This is a genomic window from Dongia sp. (assembly GCF_041906375.1).
Taxonomy (GTDB): Bacteria; Pseudomonadota; Alphaproteobacteria; order Dongiales; family Dongiaceae; genus Dongia.
In genome coordinates, this window is sequence record NZ_JAYRJJ010000001.1 from 234,964 (window position 1) to 256,822 (window position 21,859).

The window sequence follows — 21,859 nt, forward strand, 5'->3', positions numbered from 1 at the left end:
CGATGTTCGCGGGCTTCATCACGAGCTTGCGCAATGAAGGTGTGGCCGTAAGCCTCACAGAATATCTCACTTTGCTCAAAGCGATGCAGCAGCAGGTCGCGGTCCTGGATGTCGAGGATTTCTATTACCTCGCTCGCGCCACGCTGGTGAAGGATGAGCGGCTGGTCGATCGCTTCGACCGTGTCTTTGCACTCTATTTCCAGGGATTGTCCGGCATCGGCGGCGATCTGCTGGCCGAGATTCCTGACGAATGGCTCAAGAAGCTGGCCGAAAAATACCTGACACCTGAGGAAATGGCGGCGGTGAAGGCGCTGGGCGGATTCGAGAAGCTGATGGAGACCCTGCGCCAGCGCCTTCAGGAACAGCAGAAGCGCCATGAAGGCGGCTCGAAATGGATCGGCACCGCCGGCACCTCACCCTTCGGCGCCTATGGTTACAACCCGGAAGGGGTGCGGATCGGGCAGGATGAATCGCGCCATCGCCGCGCGGTCAAGGTCTGGGACAAGCGCGAATTCAAGGATCTCGACGGCGAAGTCGAACTCGGCACGCGCGGCATCAAGCTGGCGCTGCGCCGCCTGCGCCGCTGGGGCCGCGAGGGCGAGGCCAGCGAGCTTGACCTCAACGGGACGATCCGTGCCACGGCTGCCAATGGCGGCGTCCTCGACCTGCACCTGCGGCCCGAACGGCGCAACAAGGTGAAGGTGCTGCTCCTCCTCGATATCGGTGGGTCGATGGACGATCATATCGAGGAATCGGCGCAACTCTTCTCGGCGGCGAAGTCCGAGTTCAAGCATCTCGAGACCTTCTACTTCCACAATTGCCCCTATGAGAAGCTGTGGCGGTCGAACAGGCGTCGCCATGACGAATTCACACCGACGGCCCAGGTGATGAATACCTATGGGCCGGATTGGTGCCTGATCATTGTCGGCGATGCCACGATGAGCCCCTATGAGATCACGCATGCCGGCGGCTCGGTCGAACATTGGAACGAGGAAGCCGGTGCCGTCTGGCTGGACCGGCTGCTGAAGCATTATCCGAAATCAGCCTGGATCAACCCCAGGGACACGCATTACTGGGACTTCACGGCCTCGGTGAAACTGCTCAGGCGATTGATGGGTGAACGGATGTTCCCCTTGACGCTCGATGGATTGGACGGCGCGCTGAAGGAACTCAGGCGGCCGCACTAAGAGGTTTCCCTATCCAAGCGATTTCAACCTCGCTTTATTCAATGTCATGGCCCGCGAAAGCGGGCCATCCATGGATCCGTATACAAGATGGATGGATCCCCGCTTTTGCGGGGATGACAGAGCAAGGGGCGTTTGGCTAATCCTCGCGCCCACGCATCTTCTTGATCTTGGCATAGGCTTCGTTGGCCTGGGCGGCCATGCGGTTGGCGAGCGCCACGAAATCGGGCGGCAGATCCTTGGCGGCGATGTTGTCGGGATGCACCGGCGTGATCGCCTTGTGATAGGCGGCCTTCACCTCGGCATCCGTCGCCGTGTCGGTGATGCCCAGGATGTCATAGGGGTTGCGCGCCGGGCGGGTCGCACTTTCCTGCGGAATGACGCGGCGGATCGCTTCCTTGCGGATGATCTCGACCGTGCCGTCGGCGGCCTCGAAAGGCAGGAACAGGCGGTTGTCGTTCAATGTGTCGCTGACGCGGGTGCCCGGCGCCACGAACAAGGCCATCAGCCGTTCGATGCCGTCATCCAGCTCGACCTGCATCATGATCTTGTGCCGGGTCTTCTTGGTGTTTGAACTGTCGAACATCCGCGGCTCTGCAACCGTTGCTAAGGGCAGCGGCCAGAGTGCAATTAAATGGTTAACAAATGATGGCGATCAGGACAGGATCATGCCGGCCGACGCGCGAAGGCCAGGGCAAGGCCCAAGCCGCACAGCAAGGCGCCGGAGCCACGCTGGGTGCGCTTCATCCATTGCGGCCGCGACAACAGGCGGCGCCGGATTGTGCCCGCGAAAAAGGCGATGATGATGTCGGGTGTGGTGTTCAGCGTCACCGAGATGGCGCCCAGGATGACGAATTGCAGGGCCACATTGCCCCGCGCCGGGTCGACGAACTGGGTGACGAAGGCGAGGAAGAAGGCGGCCGTCTTCGGGTTGAACATTTCGACGAAGATGCCTTCGACGAAGGCGCGGCGGCAGCCCGCGGGCTTTACCTCGATGTTGGAGAGATCGAAGCCCGCCTGGCGCCAAGTGCGGATGCCCAGCCAGACGAGATAGACGGCACCGACCAGTTTCAGCGCCGTGAAAATCTCGGCGCTGGCCATCAGGATGGCGGTGACGCCGATGGCGCCGCCGATCACATGCACAAACCCGCCCAGCGCCGTGCCGAAGCTGGAGGCAAGACCCTCCGCCCGCCCGCCGGAGATCGACCGCGCCGCGACATAGAGCATGCCCGGCCCCGGCGCGATGGCGAGCGCCAGGGCGGCGCCGAAGAAGACCAGGAAATGCAACGGGTCGAACATGGGTCATTCTCCATCGATCGAGGGCGTTCCCCTCACCCCGACCCTCTCCCCGCTATCGCGGGGCGAGGGAGTTTCGCGGGAGGACCGGGCATTCAGCCCCTCGCCCCGCCTGCGGGGAGAGGGGTTGGGGTGAGGGGGCTTCCCCCTCAGTAAGCAAATTCCTTGAACACCGGGTCGACCACGCCGCCCCATTTGCCGTGATAGAGGTCGAGCTTCAACTCGGCCGGCGTCTTGCCGCTGTCGGCGATGATCTGCAGCGGGTTGAGGAAGCCGGATTCATCCATGCCGCCGAGATCGGTGGCACCGCGCTGCTGCAGCCCCGCGCGGGCGATGCTGAGCACGTCGAGCGCGATGTCGCGCACCTTGCGGCCACGGAATGGGGTGTTGAGAGCGAGGCGCGGCACGTCGCGGCGCAGGGCTTCATGCTCGGCGATGGTCCAGTCCTTGACCAGATCCCAGGCGGCATCGAGCGCCGTCTGGTCATAGAGCAGGCCGACCCAAAGGGCGGGGAGGGCGCAGAGCCGTTCCCACGGACCGCCATCGGCGCCGCGCATTTCCAGGAAGCGCTTCAGGCGCACTTCGGGGAAGGCGGTGGTCATGTGATCGGCCCAGTCGCCCGTCGTCGGAATCTCGCCGGGCAGCGCCGGGAGCTTCCCTTCCAGGAAGTCGCGGAAGGACTGGCCGGAGGCGTCGATATACTTCCCGTCGCGATAGACGAAATACATCGGCACATCGAGCATGTAGTCGACATAGCGCTCGAAGCCCATGCCGGGCTCGAAGACGAAGGGCAGGATGCCGCAGCGATCTGGATCGGTATCGGTCCAGATATGGCTGCGGAAACTCAAGTAACCGTTGGGCTTGCCTTCGGTAAAGGGAGAATCGGCAAAGAGGGCCGTGGCGATCGGCTGCAGCGCCAGCGACGTGCGGAACTTCTTCACCATGTCCGCTTCGGACGAATAGTCGAGATTGACCTGCACGGTGCAGGTCCGCAGCATCATGTCGAGGCCGAGGCCGCCACGCTTGGGCATGTAGTCGCCCATGATCTTGTAGCGGCCCTTGGGCATCCAGGGCGTGTCGGCGCGCGACCATTTCGGGTTGAAGCCCATGCCGAGGACGCCGATGCCCAACTCCTCGGAGATCGTTTTCACCTGCTTGAGGTGCTGGCCGACTTCGCGGCAGGTCTCGTGAATGGTGCGCAAAGGGGCGCCGGACAATTCGAACTGGCCGCCCGGTTCGAGCGTGATGCTCTCGCCATTCTGCGCCATGGCGATGATCTTGCCGTTCTCCTCGATCGGTTCCCAGCCATAACGGATGAGGCCCTTCAAGAGCGCGCCGATGCCGTTGGGCGCGTCATAGCTCACCGGGCGCAGCGTTTTGAGGTCGTAGACGAACTTCTCGTGCTCGGTGCCGATGCGCCAATCCGATTTTGGCTTGTTGCCTTGGGCGATCCAGTCGATGAGCTGGCTCTTGGCCGTCACCGGCTCGCCGCGCGATTTTGGCGGTGCTGACACGTTGATCCCCCTTTTATTCCGGCCTTTGGCCGATCGGCAGAAGCGGTGCCGGTGGCCGTTGGGCGCCGTCGCCCAGGATGCTTTGAAAGACCGCAAGCGCTGCGAGCGCTGCAGTGTCGGCGCGCAGGATTCTCGGCCCCAGCCCAACCGGCGTAACAAATGGCAGTTTTGAAAGCAGGTCAAGCTCGGAACGCGCAAAACCCCCTTCTGGCCCGCAAAGTATGGCCCATGCGTTAGTTTGCCTCACGTCGGACTTTAGCCTCGATAACGCTTCCCCGATGGGAAGGGCAGGACCGGCTTCGGCACAGAGAATGAGGTGGCGGCCGGGGTCCCAGCCTTGCAGCAGATCCTGCAGGGAAACGGCCGCGCGAATCTCCGGAAGGGTCAGGCGTTCGGTCTGTTCGGCCGCTTCGATGGCATTGGCCTCAAGCCGCTCGTGGTTGAGGCGGGTTGCGGTCGTGTGCTGGGTGAAGACCGGCTGGAAGGCGGAGACGCCTAGCTCGGTTGCTTTCTCGACCAGGAAATCGACGGCGTCCTTCTTCAATGGTGCAAAGCAGAGCCAGACATCCGGGACGAAGCTTTGCGCCCGGCGCAGGTCATCCACCCGGATCTCGACCGCGCGCTTCGAGACGCCGGCGATCTCGGCCGTGTATTCGCCGTCGCGCCCGTTGAACAGGATGACCGGATCGCCGACGCTCCGCCGCATCACGTTCTTCAGATAATGCGCCGCCCGCTCTTCCGCGGCGAAAACGGCGCCGGGCTTGAGGTCGACGGTCACGAAAAGGCGTGGGATCATGTTCTTGAGCTATCCTTGAGGTATCACTATGGTCGCCGGCAGCAACGGTAACCCTAAACTGTGACATGATAAACCGATGAGCGAGGCCAGCGACATCCGCAGCGGGGACTGGATCGACCGTTTCGTGCCGGCGGGATGGCGCCCCTATTGCCGCCTGGCCCGGCTCGACCGGCCGATCGGCACCTGGCTGCTGCTCTTTCCCTGCTGGTGGTCGCTCAGCCTCGCTTTGCCGCGGGGAATCGGTCCGGATCTCAAACTGCTCGCCCTGTTCGCGCTGGGGGCGCTCGTCATGCGCGGGGCGGGCTGCACCGTCAACGATATCGTCGACCGGGATATCGATGCCAAGGTGGCGCGGACAGCAACGCGGCCGCTGGCCTCCGGCGCGCTCAGCCTCAAACAGGCGCTGGTCTTCCTCGCGCTGCAACTGGCGATCGGGCTCATTATCCTGCTGCAATTCCCGTCCTTCGCCATCGGGCTCGGCATTGCCTCGCTGGCCCTGGTCGCCAGCTATCCGTTCATGAAGCGCATCACTTGGTGGCCGCAGGCCTTCCTCGGCCTCACCTTCAACTGGGGAGCACTGCTCGGTTGGGCGGCCATCTGGGGCGGCCTCGCCGCAGCACCGATCTGGCTCTATATCGGCGGCCTGTTCTGGACGCTGTTCTACGACACGATCTATGCCCATCAGGACAAGGTCGACGACGCGCTGATCGGCGTCAAATCCACGGCGCTGCGCCTAGGGACCGCTACCAAGCCCTGGCTGGCGGCTTTCGCGGCGGCGACGATCTTCTGCTTCGGCGCATCGCTTTGGTCGGCGGGCAGCGGGCTCATTGCCTATCTGGGTCTTGCCGGCGTGCTTGCGCATCTTTTGTGGCAGCTCTACGACGTCGATATCGACAATCCGCAGGATTGTCTGGCCAAGTTCCGCGCTAACCGCTTCATCGGCTGGATCCTGCTTTTCGGCATCGTGCTCGACCGGGCACTTGTGTGAGCGATCCCGCGGGCTTCATTCGCAACCAGACGAAGATCGCGCGCCCCAGCCTTGTGCCGGAACTGAAACTGCATCTGGCGACCGAGATCAGCCCGATCTGGCGCGCGACGCAGTCCGAGCTCGACAATGCCGGTGTGCCACCACCTTATTGGGCCTTCTGCTGGCCGGGCGGCCAAGCCCTCACACGTTTTCTCATCGACCAGAAGCAATGGGTGAAGGGCAAGCGCGTACTGGACTTCGCGGCCGGCAGCGGCATTTCCGGCATTGCCGCCGCGCGGGCCGGTGCCGCACATGTGACGGCGGCCGAGATCGACGATTTCGCCGCGGCAGCCATCGCGCTCAATGCCAAGCTCAACAAGGCGAAGGTGAATGTCGTCACAGAAGACCTCGTCGGGCGCATGGATTTGGGCGTCCATATCGTTCTGGCCGGCGACGTGTGCTACGAACGGCCGATGGCGGAACGGGTCTTCGCCTGGTTCGAACAATTGGCTGAAAGCGGCGTCACCGTGCTGATGGGCGATCCCGGCCGCGCCTATCTGCCGAGGAAAGGCCTGGTCGAGATGGCGCGCTATCAGGTGCCGACCTCGATCGAACTGGAAGACAAGGACATGCGCCTCACCCTGGTCTGGCGCCTCAAGAGCGGAGCGTAGAATCGTGACGGGCGCAAAGGTGATGGGTCTCTATCGTTATCCCGTACAGAGCGTGCGCGGCGAGGAATTATCGGCGGCCGCGTTCGGACCAGCCGGCGTGATCGGCGACCGCGCCTTCGGCATCGCCGATATCGAACTTGGCGTCATCGCCCATGCCAGCCGCGCCAAGAAACAGTATCGGGCGCTCATTACCTGGAACGCGCGTTATCTTTCCGAACCAGAGCTCGGCGCCGAGATGCCTGTGGTAGAGCTGGATTTTGCCGATGGCACGACGATCCGCAGCGATGATCCGGCGATCGACCGCGTTATCAGCGACCGGCTCGGCATGCCGGCGGCTTTCGTGCGCAATGACGGCAGACGCGTGCCGAAGCTCTATGAGCTGAGTCATTGCCATCTGCTGACCACCGCCACGCTGAAGCGCCTCAAACAAGAACACGAAAGCGGCGATTTCGCGCCGGCGCGCTTCCGCCCCAACATCCTGCTCGATACCGGCGAGGATGTGGGCTTTCTCGAACAGGATTGGCTCGGCAATCAGGTGAGAGTCGGCGGCGTCATCTTCGACGTCAACGATGTCTGCAAACGCTGTGCCCTCACCACCCGGGCGCAAGGCGCACTGCCCGACGATCCCGGCATCCTGCACAGCACCGTTGCCAACAAGACGATTGCCGGCGTCTACGGTTCGGTGGTGACGGCGGGCGCAGTGAAGATCGGGGATGCGGCGAAGGTGCTCAAGCAATAGGCAAGCGCCCCTCACCCCGACCCTCTCCCCACTTCGTGGGGCGAGGGAGTGCCTGGCAAGCTTGGTGCTAAGCCCCTCGCCCCGCTTGCGGGGAGAGGGGTTGGGGTGAGGGGAAACTAAAAAGCCCCGCAATCTCTTGCGGGGCTTTTCATTTCGGCGGTCGAAGTTACTTGTTCGGCTGCGGTGTTACGCGGAGATAGGGTTTGATCTTCTTGTAGCCCTTGGGGAAGAGCTTGTCGGCTTCAGCATCGGGGATGCTGGGCGGAATGATGCAATCCTGACCGTCGCGCCAGTTGACTGGCGTCGCCACTTTGAAATTCGCCGTGAGCTGCAGGGAATCGAGGACACGGATGATCTCGTCGAAGTTGCGGCCGGTGCTCATCGGATAGGTGATCTGCAGCTTCACCTTCTTGTCCGGGCCGATGATGAAGACCGACCGGACGGTCGCGGTCGCGTCCGTGTTCGGGTGGATCATGTCATAGAGTTCGGACACCTTGCGGTCGGCATCGGCCAGCAGCGGGAAGTTCAAGGCATGACCCTGCGTTTCCTTAATGTCGCCGATCCAGCCCTGATGCTCCTTCAAGCCATCGACCGAAAGGCCGATCACCTTGGTGTTGCGCTTGTCGAATTCGGGTTTGAGCCGCGCCACTTCACCGAGCTCGGTGGTGCAGACGGGGGTGAAGTCCTTGGGATGCGAGAACAGGATCGCCCAGGAATTGCCGATCCAGTCGTGAAACTTGATCCGGCCGTCGGTCGAATCCTGTTCGAAATCGGGGGCGGTGTCGCCAAGTCGAAGGCTCATCTTTATCTCCACTGTCTTTTGAAAAGGATCTATTCGCCGGCGGCGCTGAGGCGTGCCTGCGGCTTGGTAAAGCTGCGATCGTGGGTGAGGGCCGGAACGGCATAGCGCGCCTTCTGGACCAGGGCCATGTCGATCTCGGCCGTCACCACGCCGATATCGGTGCCGGCATCGGCCAGCACCTTGCCCCAGGGGTCGATGATCAGCGAATGGCCATAGGTGCCGCGGCCGTCGGCATGGATGCCGGTCTGCGCGGCGGCGAACATGAAGCAGCCGGTCTCGATGGCGCGGGCGCGCAGCAGCACATGCCAATGCGCCTCGCCGGTCGGCACGGTGAAAGCGGCGGGGCCGGTCAGGAGCTTCGCCCCGCCTTGCGCCAGCGCCCGGTGCAGATAGGCAAAGCGTACGTCGTAGCAGATGGTGAGGCCGAGGCCACCCCAGGGCGTGTCGGCGACGACCGCTTCGACACCGGGGCGCACCTGTGCGGATTCGCGGTGGCTCTCGCCGGTCGGCAGGTCGACGTCGAACATGTGGATCTTGTCGTAACGCGCGACGATCTCGCCGGAGGGCGCGAAGACGAATTGGCGGTTGGCGATGCGGGTCGGTTCCGCCTTCACCGGCATCGAGCCGATCACCAGCCAGACCCCGAGTTCCCTGGCCAGACCGGCAAAGGCCGGAATGCCGGGATGCTCTTCCTCGGCCGGCGTCTTGGCGAGTGCGGCCTTTTTATCCGGTTCGAGGATCGTGGTGTTTTCCGGCGTCACGATGAGCTTGGCGCCCTGGGCATGGGCGGCGCGGATGAGGTCGCTCGCGGCGGCGATGTTCGGCGCCACATCGCGCTGCGAATTCATCTGCACGCAAGCGGCGGTGAAGACGGCCGGTTTATTTTCGGGCATGACATTGTTCCCTTCAACTCAGGCGGCCCTATCCGGCCGGAAGTGACTCAGTGGCTCGGCTGCAGCAGCGGCTTCAGCTTGCCGGCCTGATCGAGTGCGTAGAGATCGTCGCAGCCGCCGATATGCTGGCCATCGATGAAGATCTGCGGGACCGATGTGCGGCCGCCGGCGCGCTTGCGCATTTCATCGCGCAGCTTGCCGTCGGTCATGACGTCGATCTCGGTGAACGCGGCGCCCCGTTCTTCCAGCAGCTTCTTGGCGCGATAGCAGTAGCCGCACAGCATCGTGGTGTAGATCTCAACCTTGGCCATTAACACACCGATCCGAGGTAAATCCAATCAGGCCGGCATCCGGCCGGCGACACGACCGTAATGTCAGCCTTTGCCCTGCAATTGACAAGGGGGGCACCGGCCGCTTGTCGCGAGCTTTCCTAAGGGAAAGCGCAATTTTTCTGTGGGATCCGGCGCCACTTACCTAGGCGGCCTGGATAACCCGGGCCAAAGCCAGAACGTTGACGGCTATGGCCCCATTCTTGCGGAGGACTTTGGCGCAATTGGTGACGGTGGCGCCGGTGGTGATGACGTCGTCGACCAGCAAGATCCGTTTCCCCTCCAGAAGTGCCCCGCGGCGCGGATGCAGTGCGAAGGCGCCCGCCACATTGCGCTGCCGGGCGAGGCGCCCGAGATGGCCCTGCTTTTTCGTCGCCCGTCGCCGGATGAGGAGGTCCGGCAGGACCGGCTTGCCGCTCAAGGCACCCAGGGCATTGGCGAGGAGGGCCGCCTGGTTGTAGCGGCGGCCGAACAGGCGCGACCAATGCAACGGCACTGGCACGATGAGGTCGCTGTCGCCGAGCAGTTCCTGGCCGATCCGGTTGAGCCAGGCGCCGAAGGTCGGCGCCAGGGAGGTGCGGTCGGCATGCTTGAAGGCAAGGATCAGGTCGCGGCTCGCTTCGTCATAGCGCAGGACCGCCCGGGCGCGGTCGAAAGCGGGCGGGGCTTCGATGCAGGCGCCGCACAGGGCGTCGGGGCCGAGCTCGAAATCGAAGGGCTGCCCGCAACAGGCGCAGCAGGGGCCACCGAGGAAGCTCAATTGCTGCCAGCAGCCGGGACAGAGCGCCCCTTGGGCACCCCCTTCGGCAGCGACGACCTGGCCGCATTTGAGGCAGCGCGGCGGCAGCACGGCATCGAGCAGGCGGTGCAGGTTGCGCTTCATCGGCCGGGCGATGCTGGCCTTAATCGGCGACATCATTGTCATGAAGCCATTTGACGTATGCGGCGATCCCTCGTCAATCTCCAGTTGTGGCCCCCGAAAGGCGGTTGCGCCGTGCGGCGCCATCGGCATACTCCGCCGCCATGACCGTCCCTTCTCAATCCTCGCCTCAAGTCTTTGATCGGGCTCAATTGCGCCGCCAGCGCCAGCGGGTGGCAGGCGGCTTTGCAGCCCATGATTTCCTGTTCCGCGAACTGGGCGAACGGCTGCTCGACCGGCTGGCCGATATCCGCCAGGGCTTTCCTTTGGCGGCCGATGTTTCGCCCCATGCCGGGATGCTCGAAAGTCTCCGCCGCGAAGTCGATGCGCGCCTCGGCGGCATCGAGACGATGGTGGCCGCGAGCGATGTCGGCTTTCCGCCGGGTGGTGGTCCGCGCCTCGTCTGCGAAGAGGAGGCCCTGCCGTTCCGGCGCGGGAGCCTCGACCTCATTCTGTCCTGCCTGGGGCTGCATTGGGTCAATGACCTGCCTGGCGCCCTCATTCAGATCCGCGACGCCTTGCGCCCGGACGGGCTTTTCCTCGGTGTCCTGCTGGGGGGCGAGACGCTGACCGAATTACGCCAATGCCTGATGGAAGCAGAGCTTGCCGAGACCGGCGGCGCCAGTCCGCGCGTCTCGCCGATGGTTGGCCTGCGTGACGCGGCGGGCCTGTTGCAGCGGGCAAGCTTCGCCCTGCCGGTCGCCGATGCCGAGACGCTGACCGTCACCTATGCCGATGCCTTGGCGTTGCTGCGGGATCTGCGCGGCATGGGGGAAGGGAACGCCCTGGCGGCGCGGCCGCGCCGCCCCCTCAGCCGGCAGGTCATTGCCCGGGCGAGTGCGCTCTATGCCGCGCGCTTTGCCGACAGCGACGGCCGCATCAGGGCGACCTTCCAGGCCATTTTCGTGACGGGTTGGGCGCCGTCGGCCATTCAGCAGCAGCCGGCGCGCCGTGGCAGCGGCGATGTGAGCCTCGCCGATTTTCTGGCCAAGAAGCCTTAGTTACTGATTGCCGCCGCTCGATCCGCTGTTGGAGCGGTCGCGATCCGGGCCGTTGCCGACGGCATTGAACCAGCCGTCATCGACGACGGCGTCGGCCACCGAAATATCGTCATCGAAAATCTCGATGCCCTTTGATGTGATGCGCGCGCTCTGATCGGCCTGCAAGGTCACCGTGTCGCCTGTACCCTTGGCGCGGATCTGCACCTCGCCTTCGTCGAGACCCAGCAGCGTGTCGCCATTGGCGCGGACGCCGATCTTCACATTGGTGCCGCGAATGCTGATGGTGGCGGTCGGCGTCTCGAAGCGAACGCCGGCCGGCGGCATGACGCCGGTGACCCAGCGGAAAGCACCGCGGCTGAGGGTCAGGATGGCCTCGCCCGTGCTGACGTTCTCGTCGAAAACGAATTGATCGATCACGACCGTTGCTTCGGCGCCGATGGTGAGGTTCGTGCCGTCGACGAAGCCGATTTCGACCGCGCTGTGCTGCGTCGTCTCGATCAGTTCCTGGCCGACGATTCCATCGCGGCGTTGCTTCGGAATGCGGGTCCCTTGCGGTTCGGTGCCATAGACCGCGTTCTGGACGCGCTGCACGAGGCCCACGGGGTCGGCCAGCACCGGCGCCGTGCTGCCGACAAGCATGCCGGCGACAAGCATGCTGGCCAGAAAGGCCGATCGCAGGCTCCACATCGCGGAAACGCGCATTTTCGAGATCCCCATCTGGCCCAGCCGACTCGCCACCAGTCGAGTCGACGTTTGAATCAGGCGCAATCTCACAACAAATCGCAGATCATGGCAATGAGCGGCTTGTCAGCGGGCGGCATCGGATAATCGCCAAGCCGTGTCGGGCGCACCCAGGCGAGGCTCTGGCCCTCGCGTCCATGCACTTGGCCTTCCCAGCGTCGGCAGACATAGAGCGGCATCAGGAGATGGAACGAGTCGTAGCTGTGCGAGGCGAAGGTAAGCGGTGCGAGGCAGCTTTCCTTGACGTCGATGCCGAGCTCTTCATTCAGTTCGCGGATTAGCGCCGCTTCGGGCGTTTCGCCTTCATGCACCTTGCCGCCGGGAAATTCCCACAGGCCCGCCATGCTCTTGCCTTCGGGACGCTGAGCCAGCAGCACGCGGCCATCGGCATCGACCAGCGCGACGGCGACGACCAGCACCATTTTCTTCGTTTCCGTCATGCCGCCCGGCCCGTGGCGCGCAGCCAGTCGTTGCGCTTGAGGCGGCGGTGGATCACCGGCAAATCGCCATTCTGTGCCTTGGAGTGGATCTCGCCGGTGCCGCAGATGACAAAGCCGATTTTCTCCAGCACGCGGTGCGAGGCATCGTTGACGGTGACGGCCGAGGCAATCAGTTCCGGCAAGGCGAAATTCTCGAAGGCGAGGCGCACCAATCGTCCGGCCGCTTCCGAGGCATAACCCCGGCGCCAGAATTCGCGCCCGATCCAATAGCCGAGCTCGGGCCCCTGCGGCGTCTTTTGCAGGCCGACACAGCCCAGCAATTGGCCGCTGCTCTTCAGCTCGATGGCGAGCACCAGGGCCGCTTCCGGATCGTCGATGAAGCGCGAGGCCGCCTCAGGCGCTGCTTCGGGTGTGGCGATGAAGTCGAGCGCCATCTGCAAATCATAGGGATAGGGAATCGTCGCCGTATAGCGCGACACCTCGAAATCGTTCACCAGGCGCGCGATCTCCGGTGCGTCCGCCAGGTTGAGCGGTCGCAGGCGCAGGCGTTCCGTTTCTATCTCAGGAACGATAATCGGCATTGATCTCGATATAGCGATGGGTGAGGTCGCAGGTCCAGACGCGTGCCTTTGCCTTGCCGACGCCCACATCGACGCCGATATGGACGTCGCGGGTCTTGATATGGGCGGCAACCGGGGCCTCGTCGTAATCGGGGCGGCGCTGGCCGTTGCGGGTGATCTCGACGCCGCCGATGCTGATCGAGAGCTTGTCGCGGTCGGCCTTCTCGCCGGACTTGCCGACGGCCATAACGATGCGGCCCCAATTCGCGTCCTCGCCTGCGATCGCCGTCTTCACCAGGGGCGAATTGGCGATGGCAAGGCCGATGCGGCGGGCGGCAGCCGCGCTGGCGGCACCGGTAACGTCGATGGTCACGAGTTTCTCAGCCCCTTCGCCATCCTGCACCACCTGGACAGCCAGATCGGTGAGGAGCGAGTCGAGGGCAGCGCGGAAATCCTTGAGCAGCGGATCGGTGGCCGATGCCGGCTTCTTGTGCTTAGGCCCCTGGCCGGTCGCCACCAGCAGCAGCGTGTCAGATGTCGACGTGTCGCCATCGACGGTGATGCAGTTGAAGGAGCGGTCGGCGGCCTTCGCGAGCAAGGTCTGCAGGATGGCCGCCGGGATCTTGGCATCGGTCGCGACGAAGGCCAGCATGGTCGCCATGTCCGGCGCGATCATGCCGGACCCCTTGGCGATGCCGTTGAGGGTGACAGTTGCGTCGCCGATCTTGGCGGTGCGGGTCGCCACCTTCTCGAACGTGTCGGTGGTCATGATGGCGCGGGCGGCGTCGTTCCAGGCATCTTCGTGCAAGTCTTTGATCAGGGCGCCAAGATTGTCGGTGATGCGGGCGTCGTTGAGCGGCTCGCCGATGACGCCGGTCGAGGCGATGAAAATCTCGCGCGGCTGGCATTTGAGGTGCTTTGCCGCGGCCTTGATGCAGCGATCGGCGGATTCGACGCCGACCTTGCCGGTGAAGGCGTTGGCATTGCCGGCATTGACCAGGATGGCGCGGGCTTTGCCGCCCTTGAGATGCTTGCGGCAGATGTCGACTGGAGCGGAGCAGGTGAGTGAGCGGGTAAGGACGCCGGCCACCGTGCTGCCGGCGGCAACCTCCATCAGCATGACGTCCTTGCGGCCCTTATAGCGGACGCCGCATTCCCTGGCGGCAAGCCTGACCCCGGGAAGGGCCGGCAACGGATGAATCACGGTCGGTGCAAGCGGCGAGACCTTGGCGCCCATCTGTTGTCGGCCTTTCGTCGGGTTGTTGGATCGATTTTAGAGTCGTTATCTTACAATCTTATTGGGCCGGCTTGGCGCCGCCGCTGGGATCAATGATGTCGAGCTTGGCGGCATCCTTGAGATCCTTGGCGACCTGCTGGCGCAGCTCTTCGACGAGATCGAGGCGAACCTCTTCCTTCTGCTTGTCGAAGGTCGGCAGCGCCTTGGTGCGGTCGCCGGTGATCTTGATGATGTGATAGCCGAATTGCGATTTGACCGGCGCCTTGCTGGTCTCGCCATCCTTCAGGGCGAAGGCGGCTTCCTCGAATTCCTTCACCATCGCACCCTTGGTGAACCAGCCGAGCGCGCCATCATTCTTGGCCGCACTCGGGTCGATCGACTTTTCCTTGGCGAGCTTGCCGAAATCGGCGCCCTTTTCCAGCTCGGCGATGATGGCTTTGGCCTCATCCTCGGTCTTGACCAGGATGTGGCTGGCCGAGATTTCGCGTTCGGCCGGCATCTTCTTCAGCTCTTCGTCGAACTTCGCCTTCAGCTCGTTATAGCGGGCGTCGACCTGGGCGTCGGTCACCTTCGCCTCGATCAGTTTCTTGAAGAAAACCTGGCGGATGGCGTTGTCTTCGATCTGGCGGACCGATTCCTCGACCAGCTTGGTGACGTCCGGATCCTTGTCGAGCCCATCGGCGCGGCCCTTCTCGGCCACCAGCTTCAGGAAGATGTAGCGGTCGAGCAGCTGCGGGAAGAACTGGTCAGCATTCTGACGGATCTGCGGGTCAAGACCCGCCGCGGAATCGAGGATGTCCTGTCGGGTGATGTCGGTGCCGTTGAGCTTGGCCACGACCAGCTTCGGATCGGGCTGGCCCGGCATGGCGGGCGCCGCGGCGGCCGGCTCGGTGGTGGTGGAATTGTCCTGCGCCAAGCCAAGGCTCGAGCTGAGGACAAGAAGGGCGCCGGCGGTCAGAGCCTGGCGGAAAATCTGAGTGGCCATGGGATTAGGGGTGTCCTTTGGTGCCTGAAAACGCGTGGGCGGGGCTGGCCATTTTGGGCCGCAAAGCCGCCAAACGCCGGGGACTATGCCGAACGGCGCCGGGCCTTACAAGCGGAAAGGTCAAGGATTTCCGTGGCTTCACCCCAAGTTGACAGGGGAACGCCCGCGACCTATCTCTTCCGCAACCACATTCCGGAATTTTAAGGGTTTCTCAGCATGTTCGCGGCTCTGGCGAGGCGGGTCTTCGGATCCGCGAATGACCGTTTTATTAAGACGTTAGACAAGACAGTCGCCGCAGTTAACGCCCTCGAACCCGAAGTCCAGGCCCTCTCCGATCAGGATCTGCGCGCGCGGACCGATTGGCTGCGCGGCCGCCTGGAAAAGGGCGAGACCCTGGACGACATCCTGCCCGATGCCTTTGCGACCGTGCGCGAAGCTGCCAAGCGCACCCTGGGCCAGCGCCATTTCGACGTCCAGATCAAGGGCGGCATCGTCCAGCACCAGGGCAAGATCTCGGAAATGAAGACCGGCGAAGGCAAGACGCTGGTCGCAACCCTTGCCGTCTATCTCAATGCGCTCGAAGGCAAGGGCGTGCATGTGGTGACGGTGAACGACTATCTCGCCAAGCGCGACGCCAGCTGGATGGGCCAGGTCTATGAGTTCTTGGGGTTGACCGTGGGGTCCATCGTCCACGGCCTCAACGACCAGGAGCGCCGGGCGGCCTATGCCTGCGACATCACCTACGGCACCAATAACGAATTCGGCTTCGATTATCTGCGCGATAACATGAAGCACCGCGTCGAGGACATGACGCAACGGCCGTTCAACTACGCCATCGTCGACGAAGTGGACAGCATCCTCATCGACGAAGCGCGCACGCCGCTCATCATCTCCGGCCCGACCGAGGACAATTCCGACCTCTATTACAAGGTCGACAAGCTCATTCCGCATCTGGTCGATGCCGATTTCGAGAAGGACGAGAAGTCGCGCCATGTGACGCTGACCGATGCCGGCAACGAGCATATCGAGCAGCTGCTGCGCGGTGTCGGCCTGATGAAGGCGGGAACGCTCTACGACACCGCCAATATCAGCCTGGTCCATCACGTCAACCAGGCCCTGCGCGCGCACAAGCTGTTCACGCGCGACGTCGACTATATCGTCAAGGACGACAAGGTCGTCATCATCGACGAATTCACCGGCCGCATGATGGAAGGCCGCCGCTATTCGGAAGGCCTGCACCAGGCGCTGGAAGCCAAGGAAAACGTCTCGATCCAGAACGAGAACCAGACGCTGGCCTCGATCACCTTCCAGAACTATTTCCGCATGTATCCGAAGCTTTCCGGCATGACCGGGACGGCGATGACCGAAGCGCCGGAATTCTCGGATATCTACGGTCTTGATGTGGTCGAAATCCCGACCAATGTGCCGGTCAGCCGCAAGGATTATGACGACGAGGTCTATCGGACCGCGGGCGAGAAGTTCAAGGCGATCAGCGAACTGGTCGAGGAGTGCCGCGCGCGCAACCAGCCGGTGCTGGTCGGTACGGTCTCGATCGAGAAGTCGGAAATGCTCTCGGAGCATCTCAAGAAGAAGAAGATTCCGCATTCGGTGCTGAACGCGCGCTATCACGAGCAGGAAGCCTATATCATCGCCGATGCCGGCGTGCCGGGCGCCGTTACCATCGCCACCAACATGGCAGGTCGCGGCACTGACATCCAGCTGGGCGGCAACGTAAAGATGCGCATCGAGCGCGAATTGAAGGATGTGCCGGCAGGCCCTGAGCGCGACGCGCGGATCGCGGCGATCGTGGCCGAAGTGGAAGCGGCGAAGAAAGTGGCGCTGGAAGCCGGCGGCCTCTTCGTCATCGCGACCGAACGGCATGAAAGCCGGCGCATCGACAACCAGCTGCGCGGCCGCTCGGGCCGCCAGGGCGATCCGGGCGCCTCGCGCTTCTTCCTCAGCCTCGAAGACGATCTGATGCGCATCTTCGGGTCCGAGCGCATGGACACGATGTTGAAGCGCTTAGGCCTCAAGGAGGGCGAGGCGATCGTCCATCCCTGGATCAACAAGGCGCTCGAGAAGGCGCAGCAGAAGGTCGAAGCGCGCAACTTCGAGATCCGCAAGAACCTGCTGAAATTCGACAACGTCATGAACGACCAGCGCAAGGTCGTCTATGAGCAGCGCAAGGAAATGATGGCGGCAAGCGACCTCAAGGAAGAGGTCCTCTCCATGCGCCATGAAGTGATCGAGGATCTGATCGGTCGCTATGTTCCCGAAAAGGCCTTTGCCGAGCAATGGGATACCAAGGGCCTGCATGAGGAAGTCCTGCGTGTCTTCGCGCTCGACCTGCCCTTTGCCGATTGGGCCAAGGAAGAAGGCATTGCCGATGAGGCGATGCGCGAGCGCCTGGTCGAGGCGGTCGACCGCAAGATGGCCGAAAAGGCTGCCAATATCGGTCCCGAACTGATGCGCGCCATCGAGAAGTCGCTGGTCCTGCAGGTGCTGGATCAGAACTGGAAAGAGCATCTCCTCGCCATGGACCATCTGCGCCACGCCATCGGCCTGCGCGCCTATGGCCAGCGCGATCCGCTGAACGAATACAAGCGCGAAGCGTTCGAGATGTTTGAGCAGATGCTGGATCGCCTGCGCGAACAGGCGACCTCGATGCTCTCGCATATCGAAGTGCGGGCCGAGGCGCCGCAACAGGCCGTCCCCGCGGCACCTGCGCCGGTCATCGAGAACAGCGGCATCGACAAGAACAACCCGGCGACCTGGGCCAACCTCAACCGCAACGCCGAATGCCCCTGCGGTTCGGGCAAGAAATACAAGCACTGCCACGGCCAGCTGACGGCTTGATGGCCTGACGGCCTGGTGAAAAGAAGAACCCGCCGCATCAGGGAATGATGCGGCGGGTTTTGTCTTTTGCTCGTCATGGTAACTCGACAATGACGGATGTGACTGGGAGATACCCGTCACTCGCCCCCTCACCCTGACCCTCTCCCGCCCGCCGACGAATGTCGGCATGCGCCGACTAGGGGAGAGGGAGTGAGGTACCGGTCGGCGCAGCCAGCAGATGGCATAGCATATATTTCGTCATGCCCGGGCCCAGCGTTGGTCCCTTCTGGCCGGGCATCCACTCTCTCCAGGCAATCAGTGGATCCCCGGGTCTTCGCCCGGGGATGACGACGTACTTGCTAGCTCACCCCGCAAACTTGTCCGTGGCGCTGATCAGCTGGTGCATGATGCCGGGTTCGTCGAAGGCATGGCCGGCATCGTCGACGATGATGAACTCGGCTTCCGGCCAGGCCTTGTGCAGTTCCCACGCGGTGATGGCCGGGGTGCAGACGTCATAGCGGCCCTGGATGATCACACCGGGAATGTTCTTCAGCTTCCCTGCGTCGCGGATGAGCTGGCCGTCATCCATCCAGCCGCCATGGGTGAAATAGTGATTCTCGATGCGGGCGAAGGCGAGGGCGAACTGGTCCTGGCCGTAGGAGGTGCTGTTCTGCTTGCTGGGCAGCAGCTTGATGGTGCTGCCTTCCCAAATGCTCCAGGCCCGCGCCGCTTCGAGCTGAGCCTTGGGGTCGGTGCCGGTAAGGCGCTTCCGGTAGGCGCCCACCAGGTCGCCGCGCTCGGCCGGCGGGATGGGGGCGAGGAAGGATTCCCAGAGATCGGGGAAGAGGTTCGAGGCGCCTTCCTGGTAGTACCAGTCGATCTCCCGCTTCTGCAGCGTGAAGATACCGCGCACGATCAGTTCGCTGACGTGGTTTGGATGCGTCTCGGAATAAGAGAGGGCGAGGGTGGCACCCCAGGAACCCCCGAAAACCAGCCATTTCTCCACGCCCATGATGGCGCGCAAGGATTCGATGTCCTTGACCAAATCCCAGGTGGTGTTGTTCTCAAGGCTGGCATGGGGTTTCGAGCGGCCGCAGCCGCGCTGGTCGAACAGCAGGACGCGGTATTTCTTCGGGTCGAACAGGCGCCGATGCGCCGGGCTGCAGCCGGCGCCCGGGCCGCCATGCAGGAAGACGGCGGGCTTTCCTTCCGGATTGCCGCAGATCTCCCAATAGACCTGGTGGCCGTCGCCCGTATCGAGATAACCGGTGCGATAGGGTTCGATCGCCGGGTAGAGCGTGCGCATGCTGATCCGTCCTGAAGGCTGAAGAAGGTGACTAGGATGCCTTCAGGATTAGGCGATCTTGCGCGCCCGGGCAAGATGCCGGACGAGATGCTGGACTGGGGCCGGCGTCAGTCGGATTTCACGCCGTCGAGCGGCAGATCGCCGGTTTCGATGGCATGGCGCAGGGCGCCGAGGCCCAATTCCAATTCCTCGGCCATCTCGCGCGAGCGGCGGATTTCGGCGATGTCCAACTCGCCGATCGGCCCGCGCTTGCCGCTGGCGAGATCGACGATCTGCGCCAGGTAGCGGCCCTTGAGCTTGGCGAGCAACCGGGCGACGCGCTGCACTTCGACCGGCGTGCAGGAATTCACCGCATGCGCCGTCTCGGCCCGGGTAAAGGCACGCACATCTTCGTTGAGGTGATAGAGGTATTGGCCGACGCTCGGGATATTGTCGAACACCTTGGCCCGCTGCGGGGCCGCTTGGTGCGACGACAATTGCGGCATGCCGGGGCGGGCGGCAAAGCCTGCCTGCGGTACCTTCAGGGGGGTCACATTCCCGCTCTGGTCGGAGCGTCCCGCCATCGGCTCTATCCGACTGCGATCGTTCGGCTTTTCGGCGTCATTGCGCTTTGAGAACATCGACAACATGGGCAGATTCTTCCCCTTGTTTCATCCAACTGGGATGACGATGCAAGGGGTGTGCCGCTGGTGGTGGGGCTCTTAGGCGAAAACGAACAGGTTGTTGCCATGTCCGCGCGCCTGCAGCATGGCGTCGGTGGCGCGCGACAGGAGTCCTTCGGCGCCGGTGGCGCTGGTCGGGTAGAGCGAGATGCCGATGGCGACATTGATCGCCTCCGGGCCGATGCCGGATGAGAGCGGCTTCGTCACTTCCTCGATGATCTTCTCGGCAACGATCTGGATGTCTTCGACGCGCGGCATCGATTCCGCGAGGATCGCCAATTGCTGCTGCTCGAAGCGGGCGATGGTGTCGCTACCGCGCAAGGTGGGCGTGATGCGGTCGGCCAGTTCGCGCATGGCGAGGTCGCGATAAGGGCCGTCCTCACCTTGTCCGTCGGGCAGGTTCTCGATATCGACGAGCAGGATTGCAAAGAAGTCCTTGTTGCGCTTGGCGCGCCGCACGGCCAGCGACAGGATTTCCCAGAACAGGATCTGGCTGGGCAGGCTGGTGACCGGATCAAACAGGCGCAGGCGCGCGAGCTTGCGTTCCGATTCCTTCCTGGCCAGGGCATAGCGCAGGGCGCGGCGCAACAGCGGCGGCGACAGATCGGCGCGCGCGATGACATCGGTCGCACCGGCCGCCTGGGCCCCTTGCGCGATCTGCGACGCTTCGCTGTCGACCAGGCCGATGACCGGACCGCTGCGTGAAATCGTCGGAATCGCCGCCAGCAGATTGTGATGGCTGGTGCCGCCGCCGCGCAGATCGTAGAGGGCGACGCCCTGGATGCCGGCCTGGGCAAGGGCCTTCGAGGCCTTCTCCGGGTCCGTCACCACGACAAGGGAGATCGCCGCCTGCCCCACCGCCGAAGCGTGGCGTTCAAGTTCGGCGGTAAGGCCGGCATCGCCGGTGAGGGCCACAAGCGTCACCGCAGAGTCGGGCACGGAAAAGAAATCGACGTCGCCGGGCATCTGCAAATCGCTCCTTGGCTGGGGTCCCCGGACCGTGACAGAGCCCTTCCTTTCTGGCAAGGCGCTAACCGCTTCTTGCCTTCGTCATCGACAATAAGATATCTCGCGGTATGCATCTGGCGCCTGAAATTGAGAATTTGTTTACCATAGTGCCCCTGCTGGCCGCGCATCCGCGCGAAGCCTGGCAGGTCAGCTCGTTGGGCGGCATTACCAATCGCAGCTATCGCCTGCAGGCGGCCGGGATGGATCTCGTCCTGCGCTGGCCGGGAGCGAGCGCGTCGCGCTATCTCGACCGCAGCGCGGAACCCGCCAATGCGATGGCCGTGGCCGGTCTCGGCATCGCGCCGCCGGTCCTGGCGGCTGATCCGGATGCCGGCTGGTACATCACGGCATTTGCGACCGGCGCCGAAGCTCTGCAGGGTGCGGCCTTCGTCGACCCCGTGACCCTGACGACGGTACTCGACCTGCTCTCGCGGCTGCATCGTTCGGCCATCGTCTTTCCCTTCCGACAGGGGCTCTTCCAGGCGATCGATCTCTATCTCGATCTGGCGCCGACACCCCTGATGCAACAGATGCGCCGCGCCCTGGAACCCGTACGCCTTGCCCTGCAGCGCAACCCGATGCCCTTGGCGCCCTGCCATATCGATCCCAACCCGGCCAATTTCCTGCGCTGTGCCGATGGCAGTCTGCTGCTCATCGATTGGGAATTTGCCGCCATGGAAGAACCGCTCTGGGATCTCGCCGCCATATCGATGGAAGCCGGCCTCGACAACAGCGCGGAAACGGTGCGAATCGAATCACGCATCGGTGCGGCGCAGCTGCCGCGTTTCGAGCTCTACAAGACGGCGCTCAATCTGGTTGCCGCCAGCTGGTGCGAGGCGGAAATCGTCGCCGGCAATGATTCAAGCGATCTCGTCGCCCTGCGCGATCACCGGCTGCGCCGGCTGGAAATGCGGCTCACCGATCCCCGCCATGCGATCTGGCTGGAGCGCGCCTGATTTAGGCACGGCTTGACA

The 21,859-nt window shown here is 63.5% G+C and carries 23 protein-coding genes; 7 read left to right on the forward strand and 16 right to left on the reverse strand.

Translation table 11 applies throughout. The features are described 5' to 3' along the window. Positions 1-2: 2 nt before the first annotated feature. The gene (locus tag ACE3OA_RS01115; RefSeq protein WP_374306896.1) at positions 3-1,187 is read left to right on the forward strand and encodes a VWA domain-containing protein; all 1,185 of its coding nucleotides are present in this window, start codon (positions 3-5) and stop codon (positions 1,185-1,187) included. Between the two features lie 136 nt (positions 1,188-1,323). Here ACE3OA_RS01115 and ACE3OA_RS01120 read toward each other — a convergent pair whose 3' ends face one another. From ACE3OA_RS01120 to ACE3OA_RS01135, 4 genes are all read right to left on the reverse strand, one after another. Continuing rightward, a complete protein-coding gene (locus tag ACE3OA_RS01120) occupies positions 1,324-1,770 on the reverse strand; it encodes a DnaJ family molecular chaperone (RefSeq protein ID WP_374306898.1) in 447 nt (148 codons plus the stop codon). 80 nt (positions 1,771-1,850) lie between these two features. Beyond that, entirely contained in the window at positions 1,851-2,483 is a 633-nt protein-coding gene (locus tag ACE3OA_RS01125) for a LysE family translocator (RefSeq protein ID WP_374306900.1), read from the reverse strand. A gap of 146 nt (positions 2,484-2,629) precedes the next feature. Continuing rightward, positions 2,630-3,994 (reverse strand): glutamate--cysteine ligase, encoded by a 1,365-nt coding sequence (locus tag ACE3OA_RS01130; protein ID WP_374306903.1) that lies wholly within the window; start codon positions 3,992-3,994, stop codon positions 2,630-2,632. Positions 3,995-4,007: 13 nt separating this feature from the next. Beyond that, on the reverse strand, positions 4,008-4,790 hold the full coding sequence (locus ACE3OA_RS01135) for a 16S rRNA (uracil(1498)-N(3))-methyltransferase (protein ID WP_374306907.1): 783 nt from the start codon (positions 4,788-4,790) through the stop codon (positions 4,008-4,010). 76 nt (positions 4,791-4,866) lie between these two features. On the opposite strand from ACE3OA_RS01135, the gene ubiA reads away from it, so the two are divergent. Genes ubiA through ACE3OA_RS01150 form a run of 3 tightly spaced genes read left to right on the forward strand, consistent with a single transcriptional unit; the run spans position 4,867 to position 7,167 of the window. Beyond that, positions 4,867-5,778: a 4-hydroxybenzoate octaprenyltransferase gene (ubiA, locus tag ACE3OA_RS01140; protein ID WP_374306910.1), complete on the forward strand. Its 912-nt coding sequence runs from the start codon at positions 4,867-4,869 to the stop codon at positions 5,776-5,778. After that, the gene (locus ACE3OA_RS01145; protein WP_374306914.1) at positions 5,775-6,428 is read left to right on the forward strand and encodes a methyltransferase; all 654 of its coding nucleotides are present in this window, start codon (positions 5,775-5,777) and stop codon (positions 6,426-6,428) included. Before ubiA ends, ACE3OA_RS01145 begins: the two co-directional genes overlap by 4 nt. Positions 6,429-6,432: 4 nt before the next feature. Beyond that, entirely contained in the window at positions 6,433-7,167 is a 735-nt protein-coding gene (locus tag ACE3OA_RS01150) for an MOSC domain-containing protein (protein ID WP_374306917.1), read from the forward strand. A gap of 166 nt (positions 7,168-7,333) precedes the next feature. On the opposite strand, the gene ACE3OA_RS01155 is transcribed toward ACE3OA_RS01150, so the two are convergent. The 4 genes from ACE3OA_RS01155 to ACE3OA_RS01170 form a co-directional block, all read right to left on the reverse strand. Further along, positions 7,334-7,969: a peroxiredoxin gene (locus ACE3OA_RS01155; RefSeq protein ID WP_374306919.1), complete on the reverse strand. Its 636-nt coding sequence runs from the start codon at positions 7,967-7,969 to the stop codon at positions 7,334-7,336. A gap of 29 nt (positions 7,970-7,998) precedes the next feature. Further along, positions 7,999-8,862, reverse strand: a complete 864-nt coding sequence (locus ACE3OA_RS01160) for a carbon-nitrogen hydrolase family protein (protein ID WP_374306921.1) — start codon at positions 8,860-8,862, stop codon at positions 7,999-8,001. A gap of 47 nt (positions 8,863-8,909) precedes the next feature. Then, entirely contained in the window at positions 8,910-9,173 is a 264-nt protein-coding gene (gene grxC, locus ACE3OA_RS01165) for a glutaredoxin 3 (RefSeq protein WP_374306923.1), read from the reverse strand. Positions 9,174-9,336: 163 nt separating this feature from the next. Then, positions 9,337-10,110 (reverse strand): ComF family protein, encoded by a 774-nt coding sequence (locus ACE3OA_RS01170; protein WP_374306926.1) that lies wholly within the window; start codon positions 10,108-10,110, stop codon positions 9,337-9,339. A 104-nt stretch (positions 10,111-10,214) separates the two neighbouring features. Between ACE3OA_RS01170 and ACE3OA_RS01175 the strand changes: the two genes are divergently transcribed. Then, positions 10,215-11,111: a methyltransferase domain-containing protein gene (locus ACE3OA_RS01175; RefSeq protein WP_374306928.1), complete on the forward strand. Its 897-nt coding sequence runs from the start codon at positions 10,215-10,217 to the stop codon at positions 11,109-11,111. On the opposite strand, the gene ACE3OA_RS01180 is transcribed toward ACE3OA_RS01175, so the two are convergent. From ACE3OA_RS01180 to ACE3OA_RS01200, 5 genes are all read right to left on the reverse strand, one after another. Then, positions 11,112-11,813, reverse strand: coding sequence for a FecR domain-containing protein (locus ACE3OA_RS01180; protein ID WP_374306930.1), 702 nt, complete (start codon positions 11,811-11,813; stop codon positions 11,112-11,114). A gap of 68 nt (positions 11,814-11,881) precedes the next feature. Further along, the gene (mutT, locus tag ACE3OA_RS01185; protein WP_374306932.1) at positions 11,882-12,292 is read right to left on the reverse strand and encodes an 8-oxo-dGTP diphosphatase MutT; all 411 of its coding nucleotides are present in this window, start codon (positions 12,290-12,292) and stop codon (positions 11,882-11,884) included. Then, a complete protein-coding gene (locus ACE3OA_RS01190) occupies positions 12,289-12,873 on the reverse strand; it encodes a GNAT family N-acetyltransferase (RefSeq protein WP_374306934.1) in 585 nt (194 codons plus the stop codon). The genes mutT and ACE3OA_RS01190 overlap by 4 nt, the downstream gene beginning before the upstream one ends. Beyond that, a complete protein-coding gene (argJ, locus tag ACE3OA_RS01195; protein WP_374306938.1) occupies positions 12,854-14,089 on the reverse strand; it encodes a bifunctional glutamate N-acetyltransferase/amino-acid acetyltransferase ArgJ in 1,236 nt (411 codons plus the stop codon). The genes ACE3OA_RS01190 and argJ overlap by 20 nt, the downstream gene beginning before the upstream one ends. A 58-nt stretch (positions 14,090-14,147) precedes the next feature. Continuing rightward, on the reverse strand, positions 14,148-15,074 hold the full coding sequence (locus ACE3OA_RS01200; RefSeq protein ID WP_374306940.1) for a peptidylprolyl isomerase: 927 nt from the start codon (positions 15,072-15,074) through the stop codon (positions 14,148-14,150). A gap of 216 nt (positions 15,075-15,290) precedes the next feature. Between ACE3OA_RS01200 and secA the strand changes: the two genes are divergently transcribed. Further along, complete coding sequence (secA, locus tag ACE3OA_RS01205; RefSeq protein ID WP_374306942.1) at positions 15,291-17,930, forward strand: preprotein translocase subunit SecA; 2,640 nt, start codon at positions 15,291-15,293, stop codon at positions 17,928-17,930. A 343-nt stretch (positions 17,931-18,273) separates the two neighbouring features. Here the strand turns inward: secA and pip are convergent, their stop codons facing one another. The 3 genes from pip to ACE3OA_RS01220 form a co-directional block, all read right to left on the reverse strand. After that, on the reverse strand, positions 18,274-19,215 hold the full coding sequence (gene pip, locus ACE3OA_RS01210) for a prolyl aminopeptidase (RefSeq protein WP_374306944.1): 942 nt from the start codon (positions 19,213-19,215) through the stop codon (positions 18,274-18,276). A 107-nt stretch (positions 19,216-19,322) separates the two neighbouring features. Then, positions 19,323-19,844: a hypothetical protein gene (locus ACE3OA_RS01215; RefSeq protein WP_374306946.1), complete on the reverse strand. Its 522-nt coding sequence runs from the start codon at positions 19,842-19,844 to the stop codon at positions 19,323-19,325. 72 nt (positions 19,845-19,916) lie between these two features. Beyond that, positions 19,917-20,843, reverse strand: coding sequence for a diguanylate cyclase domain-containing protein (locus ACE3OA_RS01220; protein ID WP_374306948.1), 927 nt, complete (start codon positions 20,841-20,843; stop codon positions 19,917-19,919). A gap of 137 nt (positions 20,844-20,980) precedes the next feature. Here ACE3OA_RS01220 and ACE3OA_RS01225 point away from each other — a divergent pair, with 137 nt between their 5' ends. Further along, a complete protein-coding gene (locus ACE3OA_RS01225; RefSeq protein ID WP_374306950.1) occupies positions 20,981-21,841 on the forward strand; it encodes a phosphotransferase in 861 nt (286 codons plus the stop codon). Positions 21,842-21,859: the final 18 nt, after the last annotated feature.